The sequence below is a fragment of the Methylotuvimicrobium alcaliphilum 20Z genome, from assembly GCF_000968535.2.
GTDB classification, from domain to species: Bacteria; Pseudomonadota; Gammaproteobacteria; order Methylococcales; family Methylomonadaceae; genus Methylotuvimicrobium; species Methylotuvimicrobium alcaliphilum.
Genome location: NC_016112.1, coordinates 510,248 through 524,892, shown reverse-complemented (window position 1 = coordinate 524,892; position 14,645 = coordinate 510,248). Strand labels below are relative to the sequence as shown.

General features: G+C 55.0%; 9 protein-coding genes. All 9 read right to left on the bottom strand.

Annotation, left to right across the window (positions count from 1 at the left end; genetic code table 11):
- Positions 1 to 267: 267 nt before the first annotated feature.
- The 9 genes from MEALZ_RS02350 to MEALZ_RS02305 all read right to left on the bottom strand — a co-directional run bounded on the left by MEALZ_RS02350 (position 268) and on the right by MEALZ_RS02305 (position 14,580).
- On the bottom strand, positions 268 to 2,613 hold the full coding sequence (locus MEALZ_RS02350) for a DUF3438 family protein (RefSeq protein WP_014146985.1): 2,346 nt from the start codon (positions 2,611 to 2,613) through the stop codon (positions 268 to 270).
- Positions 2,614 to 4,383: 1,770 nt separating this feature from the next.
- Complete coding sequence (locus MEALZ_RS02340) at positions 4,384 to 4,848, bottom strand: hypothetical protein (RefSeq protein WP_014146984.1); 465 nt, start codon at positions 4,846 to 4,848, stop codon at positions 4,384 to 4,386.
- Positions 4,845 to 6,062: a type II secretion system F family protein gene (locus tag MEALZ_RS02335; protein WP_046060945.1), complete on the bottom strand. Its 1,218-nt coding sequence runs from the start codon at positions 6,060 to 6,062 to the stop codon at positions 4,845 to 4,847. The genes MEALZ_RS02340 and MEALZ_RS02335 overlap by 4 nt, the downstream gene beginning before the upstream one ends.
- A gap of 300 nt (positions 6,063 to 6,362) precedes the next feature.
- A complete protein-coding gene (locus MEALZ_RS02330) occupies positions 6,363 to 8,171 on the bottom strand; it encodes an ATPase, T2SS/T4P/T4SS family (RefSeq protein ID WP_014146982.1) in 1,809 nt (602 codons plus the stop codon).
- Between the two features lie 839 nt (positions 8,172 to 9,010).
- The gene (locus MEALZ_RS02325; RefSeq protein WP_014146981.1) at positions 9,011 to 9,664 is read right to left on the bottom strand and encodes a hypothetical protein; all 654 of its coding nucleotides are present in this window, start codon (positions 9,662 to 9,664) and stop codon (positions 9,011 to 9,013) included.
- A complete protein-coding gene (locus MEALZ_RS02320; RefSeq protein WP_014146980.1) occupies positions 9,661 to 11,058 on the bottom strand; it encodes a hypothetical protein in 1,398 nt (465 codons plus the stop codon). Before MEALZ_RS02320 ends, MEALZ_RS02325 begins: the two co-directional genes overlap by 4 nt.
- Before the next feature lie 463 nt (positions 11,059 to 11,521).
- Positions 11,522 to 12,091, bottom strand: coding sequence for a DUF2939 domain-containing protein (locus MEALZ_RS02315; RefSeq protein WP_014146979.1), 570 nt, complete (start codon positions 12,089 to 12,091; stop codon positions 11,522 to 11,524).
- Positions 12,092 to 12,265: 174 nt separating this feature from the next.
- Positions 12,266 to 12,661 carry a hypothetical protein gene (locus MEALZ_RS02310; protein ID WP_014146978.1) on the bottom strand — a complete coding sequence of 132 codons (396 nt, stop codon included), beginning with the start codon at positions 12,659 to 12,661 and terminating at the stop codon, positions 12,266 to 12,268.
- A gap of 974 nt (positions 12,662 to 13,635) precedes the next feature.
- Positions 13,636 to 14,580: a hypothetical protein gene (locus tag MEALZ_RS02305; protein ID WP_014146977.1), complete on the bottom strand. Its 945-nt coding sequence runs from the start codon at positions 14,578 to 14,580 to the stop codon at positions 13,636 to 13,638.
- Between the last annotated feature and the right edge of the window lie 65 nt (positions 14,581 to 14,645).

The following is a 14,645-nucleotide window of genomic DNA, read 5'->3' as shown; positions in this document are numbered from 1 at the left end:
ACGGAAACCAATCCCACTAGCGCAAGAAACCGACACCGCTTTTCCAAAAGGCTCCGTCGAATGTTGTCCGGTCCTGTTACGATTAAAGAGCGAGCATGAAATAACTTCTTCAAATGCAGGAAGGGGGTTCGGTGGCTCGCTTGACAGGTGTCGGCGGCAGGGACAGACGCCGTCAAGCCTACAAGGATGTAATCACGGCGGCCTGTCAAGCGAGTTACCGAACCTCCACAAATCTGACTGTTTCGCGAAGTTATTTTGTGCATATTCCTAACCTCCGCCTACCGGCAAATGGGCGATGATATCGTCGAACGGTTCGGCGGAGATCAGATACAAATAGGTAGAATCGCCAAAATCGCCTTGCGCGGCAAGATGATCGCCCTCCAAAGTCGCCGCCAGCCAGCGCCCCTTGAGCTGCCTTTGATCGATCGCGACCGGTTGCGGCGACGCATTGCGAACCTCCAGCGCCGTGACATAAACCCCGCCTTGCCGCCAACTTTCAAACGGCAATATCCGAATCGACTCGTTCGGCAACAATGCCAGCGGTGTTTGTTGTTGCAATGCGGCCGGTTGAATTTTGGCATGGGGTTGGCGCTGTTCCGGCAATACCCGAATCGATTCGGCCGCATAGCGCGTCAAGTCCATATAAGTTTGCTGCGCCGAAGTCGATTCCGAGCGCGAAGCGCCGGATCGTCCAGGAAATTCTCTGGAATCCCCGCGCCCCCGATACTTATCGGTCGCATCTTGCTTCATGTATTGCTTATAAGGCTGTTCGAGCACATAACCTTTATGCCGCCGGTCCGGATTGCTGTAGACATCCATGTTGTCCATCATCGGCGCGTTCGGATGCACGCTGTTTTTCTCGGCCATGGCTCGGCTCACGTCTTGCGCTTCGGCCGGCGTGCCGATGATATGCGGCTTGATGACGATGACCAGTTCGCGCCGCTCGCGCGCCTGCGCCTCTTCGCGAAAGAAAAAACCCAATAGGGGCAAATCGCCCAAGATAGGCACCTTGTTTTCCCGGCTGCGCGCGCCTTCCTCGATCAAGCCGCCGACCGCGATCGACGAACCGTCATTGGCGACAACCGTGCCGCTGAAAGTCCGTTCCTGGACCAAATCAATACGCGCCTCGACCAGCGCATTAGCCACCTGTACCGGAATCGTCGCTTGATCGTTGGCGATCGTGGATTGCTCGACCAACAATTGAATGGTCACGGTGCGGTCGGCATTGATATTCGGCGTCAACAACAAAGTCGTGCCGATCGCGCGGGTATCGGTTTCCGGCACCAGAATCGGTTGAACGATTTGCTGGACGGTACCGGTTCCGCCCGGCGTGCTCGATGCCGAATAACCGCTGACGATCGGCCGTTCCTCGCCGACGAACACGCGGCTGACTTCCTGGTTGGTGGTCATCAACATCGGCGTCGCCAACTCGGTCACGCGGCCTTCCTTTTCCAATAACTGCAAACGCATCTCGAACTTTTCGCTGATCACGGTCGCCAGCAAACTCGGATCGAACACGGCGGCCGCGGTATTGATGGCGCTATTGAGCGCGCTGGTCGCATTCAAGGTCGAAATATTGGCATCGCCCTGACGAATCTTGAAATCGAACAAAGAGTCGTAACCGTCCGACAAATCCAGAGACAGGATCTTGACCTCCATCAACAACATGGAACTCTCGGTATCCAGTGTTTTGTACAACTGACGTATTTCCTGCATCGCATCGAAATCGCGCGTGCGAACCAAAACACGGTTCTGGTGCTTGATAACGCCGACATAGATCGGCGCCTGCAATTGCACGCTTTCTCTCAACAACGTACGTCCGCGTTCGGAATCGCCCGCCAGAAAGGTTTGCGGGTCGTCCGCATATTTACGCATCAACTCGGTCTGGAGACGCATTTGTTCGTCCATTTCGACTTGACGATTGGAGCGCATGTTTTGTTGGCCGCCCATACCTCCCATACTGCCGCCCATGCCTCCCATACCGCCGCCCATGCCGCCGCCCATTCCTCCCATGCCGCCGCTCATTCCGCCCATTCCGCCGCCGCCACCGCCACCGCGCGACCCGCCGGAGCCCAGCGTCGTCTGGCTATCCAACATATTGAAGCGTTGAAAACGCTGACTCAAATCCATCATCAGTTCGTTTTGGTTGCGCCCGTAGCTCAAGCGCACCCGCTCCATGAACAAATTCTGTATCGTTTCGGCCAAATCCAGCGCGTTCTTTGCGTTCTTCATCGTGAAGATTTCGGTTTCTTCCCTTTTAAACTCCACCTGCTCCATCCGATATTCCTTGATCGTGTAAATACGAATGATGTTGGCGCTGCCGTCGTGCTGATACCACAAATTGTAGGTTTTGGAGAGTGCATCGATCACCTCCATCGGCGTAATGTCTTGCAAATACATCGTGATGTGAATCTGCGCCGCTTCCTGCGAAGCGATCACATTCAAGCCGGATTGATCCGACAGGACTTTCAGCGCATCGCCGACAGAGATATCGCGAAAATCCAATTGCGCGATTTTCTGCTCCGGACTCCTTAGCGCATGCGCCGAAGAATGAAAGCAAAGCCCGGCCCACAAACCGGCCAATAACACGCAAAAACGAAAAATCCTGAGCATTTTTAAATCCGAAAAAAACCTAAACACCGAGCATCACTGCAAAATCAAAGACTGATTGAATTCAACCAGATGAACTTTATCGTTCCCACGCTCTGCGTGAGAACGATAGAAATGCCGGTTCCGAGGAGGGTGCGGTTGCTCGACCGGCAGGCGTCGGCGGCAGGGAAAGCCGCCGTCGAGCCTACATGGACGTATTCACGGCGTCCTGTCGGGCGAGTGACCGCACCCTCCCCCAACGCGCCCGCACTTTTATCGTTCCCCCGTTCTGCGTGAGAACGCTTGAGTACCGCCCCAACGGCACGAGACGCTGGAGCGTCTCGGTATTCGTTCCCACGCTGGAGCGTGGGAACGATAAACAAACCGGCCAACAATACGCAAAAACGAAAAATCCTGAGCATTCTTAAATCCGAAAAAAACCTAAACACCGAGCATCACTGCAAAATCAACGATTGATTAAACTCAATCAGATGAACTTTATCGTTCCCACGCTCTGCGTGAGAACGACAGAAATGCCGGCTCCGAGGAGGGTGCGGTTGCTCGACCGGCAGGCGTCGGCGGCAGGGAAAGCCGCCGTCGAGCCTACAGGGACGTATTCACGGCGTCCTGTCGGGCGAGTGACCGCACCCTCCCCCAACGCGCCCGCACTTTTATCGTTCCCCCGTTCTGCGTGAGAACGCTTGAGTACCGCCCCAACGGCACGAGACGCTGGAGCGTGAGAACGATAAATCTTAGCTAATGTGACTTCGATACCATTTATTGTTACCTAACGTACCCGACTTCGAAATCGCGATCAGGGGATCGCTCCCACAGGCCACCCGCCGCCCCACTGATAGGGGTAGGGAAGATTTCTCTCCCCTCCCTCCGAACCGTGCATGCGGTTCTCCCGCACACGGCTCTCCAGTCGGTGGTTTCCTCATCGGGACAAGCTGGTGAGCAATGGTGTTATTAATTGGTGAACCCCATTACTCCGCGTTACCACGTCAGCCCGCAAACTCGGTTTGATTCGTTACCTTCGGCTCCCTTCAACGGCTGAGCCTCTTTAAGCCTTTTACCTGAGGTTGGCTTAATGGCCGTGACACCGAACGCTACCTCGTTTCCACCTTCCTACCCTTCTTTCCTATGGCCGGTTTTGCTAGCCGGCTTTTACCATCTTTTCCCCTCTCGGTTTAGGCTCGTGTTTGTTTTCTCTGTTTCCGCCTGGTTTCCCAGCGGTGCCACACTATCCTCGCCTTGCCTTGAGCTTCCTCGACTTACGGTAATATAAGGGTTCTGACTCCTGCCACGGTCACCTCCGTAACAGGTCTCCCCAGTTTCTTCACAATACCTTCTGAACATTCCACTCCCAACCACAAGGTAGGCCCATTTATCGTTTTATCTGCCACAACAACGTAAATGATGGTTTTCAGGCTTCGTCGACTCCCAGGGGACTCGCCGCCTTACCCTGCCGAATCGGATTCGCTTTACTGCGGACTGCTCTTTTGCCTCCAGTTGCTCTCCACCCCACCTCGCGGTGACGCAGTTACTTTCAGCTACGACGTTATGGCTTACGCCGACAGGGACTTACACCCTGCTGATTTTGTGCCCTCCTGGGCGCACTGGGAGCGACGCCTTCGTCGCGACTATCGAAGCCACTGACTTTTAATATCCGAAATTTTATCAAACAGCCCAGTTCCCAAATATTCGATACCCTTTGTTCAGCAAGCTTACCGGTTCTTCTTTTGTATAACGGCAAGCGCTAGCGTTACTTCGCATACTTTTAAACACCGGGCATCACTGCAAAATCAACGTTTGATTGAATTCAAGTAGATGAACTTGAACATGCTCGGCCGTTATTTCATCGATGCGCAAGGTCAACAGCGCGCCGTTGTGCATGATCGACACGCTATTATCCAACCGCATATGCAGCAAGCTATTGCCGACGCGTAACACAACCTTGCCCGCCTTTTCGGTGCGCATCGCCTTGGCGACCAACTCTATCGTCGGAAAATTTTGCCGGGCGGCTCCGGCGCTTGATGAGGGGGCTTGAGCCGGCGCCATATTTTTCACCGCTTGACGAAAATTACCGCTCATTTGCGTCGGGTCGCGCAAAACCTCGGTCGCTTCGGCAATATTGCCTCGCGTCAACGCCTTGCTGCGCACAACATCCGCTTGCGGCGCCCGATCGTCACCGGCGACTTCGCCGAAAGCCGAACCGCATATCGCAGCCAGCATCGACACTCCTAACCAAAACCTCATGACGGACTGCCTCCGGCGGCCGAAAACATCGCCACCAAAAAAGCGGCATACACAAAACCGACCACACCGCCGACGATAATCGTCATCGCCGGCGCGATCATCCCGGTCAAGGTCGCGATGGCCTTTTGCAACAGCTCATCGTGATAATCGGCCATCTCCTGCAAGAGCTGATCCAATGTGCCCGAACTTTCGCCGACACGGACCATTTGCAACATCAACGGCATATAACCCGATCGCGGCGATAGCGCATCGCCCAGCGCGACGCCGTGCAAAATACTGTCTCGCGCATGACCAACGCAGCTAGCCATATATTGATTGACATGCAGCTTTTCCATCGTTTCCAACGCTTCGACGATCACCACGCCGCTACGCAGCAATAAGCCCATCGCCCGCGAAAACATCACCGTACCGGACAAACGAAAAACATAGCCGAACACCGGCACCCGCAGCGCGTACCGGTCTATCCACCAACGACTCGTCGGCCAACTATAAAACGCGATAAAACAGGCCGCCGCCGATACCAAACCGATTCCGATAAACACACCGTTCGCCAAAAACCAATCGGACACATCGATCAGCGCCTGCGTAATCGGCGGCATCGGCTTGCCGGTAATCTGCAGCAATTTTTTGATCTCCGGCACGAGACTGGTCAACATAAAAACGACCAAACCGATCGCAAACAACAACGTAAACAGCGGGTATTTCAATGCCGAAATAATCTGTTTTTTCAACTTGCGGCTCGCTTTCACCTCATGCGCCGCCTGATCCAGCACCGTCCCCAGATGACCGGTTTGCTCGCCGACGCGCACTAACTGAATCGTAAACTGGCTAAAAATCGAATGTTCCGCCAACGCCTCGGTAAACGAACTGCCTTCTTGAATCCGATCGCGCAGCTTGCGCCAAGTCTTGCGGGTGCCGAACCGCGCATGCGCCAACGTCAACTCCAGTGCTTCCAATAAACTGATACCGCTACGCAACATCACCGCGATTTGATGAAAATTATGCTCGATATCGCCGTTATGCATCGACCGATAATCCAGCGGATTCAGACTAAATTGCCCGCCTTCGCCTTTGGGTTTCTGCTCGTCGATACCCAGCACCAACAGACCTTGCTTGCGCAAAGCGGCAATCGCGCGCTCCCGGTTCGGCGACTCGATACTGTCGGCGACTTGCTGCCCGCTACGATCGCGGGCGGTATAAGTAAATAACGCCATTATGCAATCACCGATGAATGTCGCCAGCAATTCCCAATTTGGGGACCAAAAAGGGTGTGGGGTATGCTTGGCGAGGATGTCGGCAGCGGGACAGATTTTTGCTCCTCGGCAATTGCTCCTGCATTGCCCTAATACACGCCATCCATGGCGTAATGCAAAATCTGCATTCACGCCATCCTTGGCGCTTAGCTGCCGCCAAGCCCCCATGGATGGGTTTACGGCGTTCCTCGACAGGCATACCCCACACCCTAAGATCGGCGAAACTGCTCAACCTGGGAATTGCTGGAATAGCGCCGCGCACTACCATGAAGAAACCACTTGCAGCACCTCATGAAACGACGTCTCCCCGGTTATCATCTTGTCGATCGCATCGTCTATCAAACCGTGCATGCCGGCTTCGCGCATATTTTCGACCAATTGCGCCTCGCCGCGACCTTGCGCGACATCGCGGGCCCAATCCGCACGCAGCTCCAACAACTCGTACAAACCGATACGCCCGGCATAACCGCGATTGCCGCAATACACGCAACCGGTCGGATCGTAAATTCGCGCGCCGGTCAAATTAGCTCGCCCTAAAATCAACGCCTCTTGTTCCGTCAACGGACGCGGAATGCGGCAATGCTTGCACAAGCGCCGCAACAAGCGCTGGGCCACCGCCAAACGCAACGCCGCCGCGACCAAATAAGGCTCTACGCCCATATCGATCAAGCGCGTCACGGTCGCCGCCGCCGAATTGGTATGCAAGGTTCCAAGCACCATATGCCCGGTCAACGCGGCCTTGATCGCGATATTCGCAGTCTCCTGATCGCGAATCTCGCCGAGCATCACGACATCGGGGTCGTGCCGTAAAATACTGCGCAAGGCCTTCGCGAAATCGACCTTGTTCGACGTCGGATCGACCTCGCACTGCGCGACGCCCTCGATTTCGTATTCGATCGGATCTTCTATCGTAATGACGTTTAAATCGCGGCTTTCGAGCAGCATCCGAATCGCCGCGTACAACGTCGTCGTTTTGCCGCTACCGGTCGGCCCGGTCAAAATCATCATGCCTTGAGTCCGGCGCAGAAAACTTTCGATAATGCGCTGATGCTCGCCGATAAAGCCCAGCCGGTCCAACGTCAACGCGCCGGTTTGCAAGGCCAACAGCCGCATCGTGATGCGTTCGCCGTATTTGGTCGGCAGTGTCGCGACGCGAATGTCGACGCGCCGCCCGCCTCTGACGAATTGATGCGAAAAACGTCCGTCTTGCGGCAAACGTTTTTCGGCGATATCCAAATTCGCCATGACTTTCAGACGGCTGGCCAACTCGGTATAGGCCCCGTGTTTAACCACATCGTAATTTTCCAATTGACCGTCGACGCGAAACCGGATGCGCGCCCCGTTGAAACCCGGATCGATATGAATATCCGAAGCTTGGCGAATATAGGCCGCATACAGCAACTTATCGCCCAAGTCGACCGCATCGTTGCTTGCCGCGCCCGCCACCGGCAACGCCTTGACCGTCAAGGCGTTGCCGTAAACCTCGTGAATGACCTTATCCAATGCGGACTTGTCGACATCCCATAAACGAACCGGCGACTTGACCAGCCGCTCCACCGCATTGGTCAAGCCGGCATTGATCAGGCTTCCCGTCGCGACATGCACGACCCCGTCCATCGCCAAAAACGGCAGCAACTTTCGGCGCACCGCGATCGATGCCGGAATGCGCAACGCGCAAGAAGGATCGATGCGCACGCTTTCAATGTCCAACCGATGCGAATCCGGCGACAAACAAATATGATCGATATATTGGATACCTAAGCGCGTTTCCGGGCCCGACACCCTGACCCATCGCACGACCGCCTGACGCGTCATGCGCTGATGCCCCGACTGTATCGTCAAGGTCAAGGTCACGTTTTCCCGGATTGCGCAAACCTCGTCGCGCAGCACCAAACCGGCTCCGCCCGAAGAGATATCCTCGACAGCCGTGGTCAGCGACAGAACATCGTCGGTAAATAAAATCGCCTCGCCATCCTGAACCGGCTCCCGCGCCTGAGCACGTAATTCCTCATGGCTTTGTTGCGCCTGATTTTGCCAATTCTTCAACGAAAACCCCGGTAATTGCGTCATATCTTCAACTTATTAGAATTCATTGTGCCGTCTTCGGCTAAAACTATGCTTCCCCACGCTCCAGCAACCCGGCGCTGAGCCGCTTCCATGATGGGTTTCCGCTTCGCTGCTACCCATCCTACAGGGCGGCTCTTGCGTCGGATGGGTAGAGGCGGAAGCCGAAACCCATCGTTTTCACCCTCGCAGCTAAATCTCCCGCCGGACGGGTTTTATTGACTCGGCCGCGTAATGTTTCCCTGCCGTTTGCGGGCGCCCATGATGGGTTTCCGCTTCGCTACTACCCATCCTACAGGGTGGCTCTTGCGTAGGATGGGTAGAGGCGGAAGCCGAAACCCATCGTTTTCACCCTCGTCGCCAAATCTCCCGCCGGACAGGTTTTATTGACTCGGCCGCGTAATGTTTCCCTGCCGTTTGCGGGCGCCCATGATGGGTTTCCGCTTCGCTACTACCCATCCTACAGGGTGGCTCTTGCGTAGGATGGGTAGAGGCGGAAGCCGAAACCCATCGTTTTCACCCTCGCCGCTAAATCTCCCGCCGGACGGGTTTTATTGACTCGGCCGCGTAGTGTTTCCCTGCCGTTTGCGGGCGCCCATGATGGGTTTCCGCTTCGCTGCTACCCATCCTACAAGGTGGCTCTTGCGTAGGATGGGTAGAGGCGGAAGCCGAAACCCATCGTTTTCACCCTCGCCGCTAAATCTCCCGCCGGACAGGTTTTATTGACTCGGCCGCGTAGTGTTTCCCTGCCGTTTGCGGGCGCCCATGATGGGTTTCCGCTTCGCTGCTACCCATCCTACAGCTCTACCGGGCTGCATTCCCACGCCGAAACACGGGAACGATAACTACATCCACAAAATCAACTCCCACTCCAACTCGCCCTGCCTGAGCGCGCCGTCTTCCGGCGTCTGCATCGTCAATTGCACCGGCACCCCCTTAAAACCGCTCGCGGCCAACTCAGCCATCGCCCGGTACATATCCAAATAAGCGCCGCGCAACGACAACCGGCCGACCTGAATCGTCCGCGCCGATTTGCCCTGACCTTTACCGGCTCCGGAACTATCCGAACCGCCCTCCGGCTCGACCCATTGCAACACCTCCCGCAATGACACGCTCAATTGCTCCGCCGGAAAACTTTCGCGCTTTTCCTCGATCACCCAAATGTTATGCCGCATCATGATCTCGGAAAGCAGCGCCGTCGCCTCGTTGATCGACGACTCGCCGCTTAAAAAACCGGCAATCTCCAACATTTTCTTGCCCAGATCGGACTGCTGCCGTTGCAGCGTATCGATTTGCTGCCGCGTTTGATCGACCTGATTCATCACGCCCGGCAGCGCCGCCGGCGAAATCCCTTGCCGATACAGCCCCTGATAAGTCTCTTCGGCCTTTTGCATCTTTTCGGATAGCAACCCGCTAACGAACACAAAATAAATCACAGTAATCGCCATGCCCGGTAAAATCCGTTTCAGCAGACGCTCGCGCTTTTGCTCGGGCGTCATAGCGGCGTCTGCTCCGCATGCTCGATAAAACCGCTCAACCCGTTATCGTCGATCATCACGGAAAACTCCCAGGGACCGCCCCCTTCAAGCAAGACCATATCCTTCTTGGACGGCGCATTGACACGCCAACCGAGCGTCGACAAAACCGGCTCCAAGCGATTGCTCAGCCGGTTCGGTAAATCGGCCTCTAGCGCGACGCCCGACACCCGCAAACCCCCATTGACAACCTCAACGCTCTCGATCAACAAATCATCGGGGCTGGCCACGGCCAAATGCTTCAATAGCGCGGCCGGACGCGCCTTAAACGCGCTCAACGCCTTCGGAACCAAATCGACATTACCCTGCAAAGTCTTTATCTTCTTTTCGAGCTTGCCGATTTCCTGCTGATTTTTATAAACCGACTCGCGATAGACTTTCAGATCTTGTTCCGCTTGCGTCAACGCTTCGGTCTTGTATTCGTAATCCTGCGTTTGATACAACAGCCAGGCGCCGTGACCTACACACAGCAATGCCGCCGAAACGCCGCTGCCGATCATATAAAACAACTCCCGATTGATCGGCGCTTTAGGATTCAACAGCGGTACGCCGACTGCATCCTGTTTGATCAGATGCTTCGCCCAATGCGCCAGCCACTGCGTCAAAGCGGCCTCATCGGTCAAATGAAATTTCGCATCGGACTCGGGAGTAAATTCGATCTGATTATTCAACAACACTTCGGTCTTATCGACCGCGCCGATTTCCAGCAGCCATTGATCGAGTTCTTCATGCCACTGCGGATGTTGCTCCTTGATCATGATTTGCAACGTCATCCCCTGATCCGGCGTTTTTGCAAGCGCGAAAACCGTCGTCGACCAACACTCGATACGCCACCAACTCGACTTGCCGTCTTCGGACAACAGCACCGGCAAGCCGCCCGGATGAGACAAACCGGCCAACGCGCAACCGGCTTTTTTTAAAACGGCCGCGGTGTCGGCCAAAGTTTCCTCCGCGATCAAATTCAACCAATAATGACTCATGTCTTCATCGCTGCCGAGAAAGCAATACGCCAAACGGTTTTTGCCGATAGACCTGCCGGTCATCGCCTCATATTCGAATTGCAAGGCCTGCTCCAGCATGTCGCCCTCGATGCCTTCAACCTGCGCCGAAGGCAAACTCAACGCGTGCGTATTCAAACGGACATAGAACACCCAGACCTTGCGGCCCAGCGGAGGCGATTCGGAAATAATCTGTTCAAGCGCGGTCGGCAGCTTTCCGGCCTTGTCGCAGTCAATGTCGAACACGTTCAAAGCGTCTGTGATAGCGCCCTTGCGGTCGGTATCGATACGGAACGTTTTGACTTCGGTGATATACAGCAGCGTATGGGATGGACGTGAAAAAAATTGAGGCAGTTTCATTTAGAGTAATAATTATCCGACTACCGAAAAACAGGCGAAAATACCGGGCTTCTCATAGGGCTTCAACGCGGAAGCCGAACCCGTCTTCTTACTAAACCATAGGTTTCGGCTCCAAACCGACCGAACGGGAAAAGCGACCTAAAATGGCATCCCGCCGCCGGACGGGTTTTTAAACCCGTCCGCAACGTTTCGCTATTGTTTGCCGCCCATGATGGGTTTCCGCTGCGCTCCTACCCATCCTACAACGAGGCTCTTGCGTAGGATGGGTAGAGGCGGAAGCCGAAACCCATCGTTTAAAACTTACTTAGGCTCACCGCCGCCGGACGGGTTTTATAAACCCGTCCGCAACGTTTCGCTATTGTTTGCCGCACATGATGGGTTTCCGCTACGCTCCTACCCATCCTACAACGAGGCTCTTGCGTAGGATGGGTAGAGGCGGAAGCCGAAACCCATCGTTTAAAACTTACTTAGACTCCAACCCCAGCGACTGAGTAAAGCGTTTTAAAATGGCATCGGCCGGCAAATCGACCGCGATCGCTTGCCATTGAAACAAACCGATGCGCAGCAAAACCAACTCGGATTGCCAAAGCGTTTCGGGATTGGTAAAGCCGACCCGCGCCTTGATCGGCGACTCCCACCGAACCGAACCGTCCAACGCCCAACAACCGGCTTGGCCCTGCGCTTCGCCGTTCGGGTCATCGGTCAACTCGCCGCACAGCAAATGCCTGAAACCTTGCGGCCCGGCCAACAGCCGCGCGGTGCTTTCGACCAGCCGCTTGCCGTCCGAATTGTCGCGCAATGCTTCGCGCGTGTCGTTTTTCATATCCGCGTACATGCGCAAATCCAACATGGCTTCGAGCAACTTACCGGCATAGGTTTGCAAATGATCGGTTCTCACCAGCGCATGCCATTGCGCCTCGTCCCGCTCGTCCGCGGCCTGGGCAATCGAACGCATCGCCCACCAAGGGCCCAATGCGAAAGCCGTACATGCCGCGAGTAACAGCAACGATAAAAAACGAAAAGGTAGCGCCATGTAAATCTATTCTCTCTATAAGTTACGTTTCCCTGCCGTTTGCGGGGGCCCCATGATGGGTTTCCGCTTCGCTCCTACCCATCCTACAACGAGGCTCTTGCGTAGGATGAGTAGAGGCGGAAGCCGAAACCCATCGTTTTCACCCCCGCCGCCAAATCCTTCTATCCACGCAACCTATTCAGAAGTTAATTCGGCCTTGCAACGGGCAATGACATTGCCGCTAGGCGTGGCGGTGAAGCCGCCGAAGCCGTTGTAAAAGTAAGGCCCTGGATGATCATATTTAATCCGGCAAGGCACGTCGTCGCGTTCGACGAAAGCCGGTTGCACATCGCCGTCGGTATCCGGAGTGACGGTACAAGAAGCGATCGCGAAATTTTTGTTGATGGTGACTTTAACGCTGGCAGGACCGTGATATACGCTATCGCCCGCTTCCGAGGCGATATTGCAGCCGCCATTGCCTTGGTTTCCGAACGGGTTGATGACGATAGGCGCAGGCGGCTGCATGGCGTTAGCCACGCTCGCGGCAAGCAACAAGGGCAGTGCGGTAATAAGTAAAGTGCTCTTTTTCATAAAGTTTCAAATCTCAATGCAAATGTAAATAAAAACCCCATTCCGAAGCCTGCGCTAAGGAATGAGGACAACTTTCCCCCATCTCGTTTCCACGCTCCGGCGTGGTAACGATAAGCTTGCGTAGGATGGGTACAGGCGGAAGCCGAAACCCATCTTTTTTCACCCCGCCGCCGAATCTGCCGCCGGACGGGTTTTACAACTCCCTATCAAATTGGCTCCCACGCTTCAGCGTCCTCGCACCGCGGAGCGGTGCGGGATGCATTCCCACGCTGGAGCGTGGGAACGATAGCTAGAGAGCGGAAACGAGGCCGAACCGCGGGAACGATAACCGGACCGTGCGAACGATAAATTCAAAAAAAGGGGTGTTGCCACCCCAACAGAGATGCATGCAACAACATCAACACCAAACATCAACTAAAGTCTTGGCGAAACTTCACAATGGTCACAACACGGAGCACGTAGCCCGTATGCAGCGTAGCGGAATACGGGATTGGCGTGGCTCCTGCCGTTTGCGGGCGCCCATGATGGGTTTCCGCTTCGCTGCTACCCATCCTACAGGGTGGCTCTTGCGTAGGATGGGTAGAGGCGGAAGCCGAAACCCATCGTTTTCACCCTCGCCGCTAAGTCTCCCGCCGGACGGGTTTTATTGAATAGGCCGTGTAATGTTTCCCTGCCGTTTGCGGGCGCCCATGATGGGTTTCCGGTTCGCTGCTACCCATCCTACAGGGTGGCTCTTGCGTAGGATGGGTAGAGGCGGAAGCCGAAACCCGTCGTTACCGCTCGGCATCGCATGGATTTTGTAACCGGCCGATAGCGATACGCTCTCGCGAAAAAAAACGCATTGCTATCGGGGAGTATCGAAACCGGAGCGCGGGCGACATGACTGTCGTGCGCTCCGGCGGGGTAAGAAAAAGCCGTCCGTGGCGGGCAAGACGGCTAGAGCCATGCTCAAGCCATCCTGCTTGGCTCAAAGATTAGCCATCCACGTTTTGATAGTGGTTAGACAATGCGCCGCCCAAGCCTTCCAGTCTCATCATCGGCATGACGGTAGTCAGGAATTTGGCTCTGCGTTCCATTGGAGTAAGTTCGCGCCAAGTGCCGGCAACAGACATATTTCCCGTATCAGATTCACAATCAGTTTGGTCTGCGGCTGGTACCAAAGGATCTGCACGAGTACCACCCTCACAAAACTCAGCTCTAGGCACTTCATAAATGGCCAGAATACGGTTGTATTTGTTAGCCGCACTCATTGCTCCCGTTTTCGCGAAATGAACAGGCGCTTCAGAGATGGTTTTACCAACCATGCCGGAACCTTGGCCTACACCGAATGCCACATAGTCTTTTGCACTGGTGTCGATCGATCCTACTGGACGACCCAAGATTTTAGCCAAGGCCGCATCGCCGTCAATACAGCCCATTACCCCCGCACAAGGAGCATTATTAACCCGAAGCGCCGCCACGGCAACAGGATCTGAATTAATAGCAGGCAAAGCAACTGCAGGAAGAGCAGCATCGAATGTCTTATCGTCAGCAGTGGCATCCATAGGCAACAAACTGGTAATACCGACACTTTTTAAGGCATTAGCTGGAACTGATGTAACTTGAAGATAACCACTACCCATGGCATTCATCATGTGGGGATAGAGAGTGCCTGCAGCCCACTCGCCCGCCGTATCTTGAACAATCAACGAATCATAGTCCTTAGGCTGCCCCATGAACTGCACGTCATAACGCTGAATCGCCTTGCTCACTTCCACCAAGCTGTCCGAGTTGGCGCTGTCGTGGGTTTTATCGACGAAGCCGCCGACATAAGGCAGCATCAAACCGGCCAGGCCGATCAGGATCAACAGCACGACGGTCAACTCGATCAAGGTCAAACCGGCCTGTCTTGCAATGCGTTTTACTTTATAATCTTTCATTGTTGGGTTTCTCCCCATTTTTCGTTAGTTAGTGTTTTAAGTTACGCTAACGAAGTCGCTGCCCT

What these genes read in the sequence shown, in the direction of transcription:
- MEALZ_RS02340 (WP_014146984.1), bottom strand. Translation starts at nt 4,848, where the DNA reads ATGAGGTTTTGGTTAGGAGTGTCGATGCTGGCTGCGATATGCGGTTCG.
- MEALZ_RS02310 (WP_014146978.1), bottom strand. Translation starts at nt 12,661, where the DNA reads ATGAAAAAGAGCACTTTACTTATTACCGCACTGCCCTTGTTGCTTGCC.
- MEALZ_RS02335 (WP_046060945.1), bottom strand. Translation starts at nt 6,062, where the DNA reads ATGGCGTTATTTACTTATACCGCCCGCGATCGTAGCGGGCAGCAAGTC.
- MEALZ_RS02320 (WP_014146980.1), bottom strand. Translation starts at nt 11,058, where the DNA reads ATGAAACTGCCTCAATTTTTTTCACGTCCATCCCATACGCTGCTGTAT.
- MEALZ_RS02315 (WP_014146979.1), bottom strand. Translation starts at nt 12,091, where the DNA reads ATGGCGCTACCTTTTCGTTTTTTATCGTTGCTGTTACTCGCGGCATGT.
- MEALZ_RS02330 (WP_014146982.1), bottom strand. Translation starts at nt 8,171, where the DNA reads ATGACGCAATTACCGGGGTTTTCGTTGAAGAATTGGCAAAATCAGGCG.
- MEALZ_RS02325 (WP_014146981.1), bottom strand. Translation starts at nt 9,664, where the DNA reads ATGACGCCCGAGCAAAAGCGCGAGCGTCTGCTGAAACGGATTTTACCG.
- MEALZ_RS02350 (WP_014146985.1), bottom strand. Translation starts at nt 2,613, where the DNA reads ATGCTCAGGATTTTTCGTTTTTGCGTGTTATTGGCCGGTTTGTGGGCC.
- MEALZ_RS02305 (WP_014146977.1), bottom strand. Translation starts at nt 14,580, where the DNA reads ATGAAAGATTATAAAGTAAAACGCATTGCAAGACAGGCCGGTTTGACC.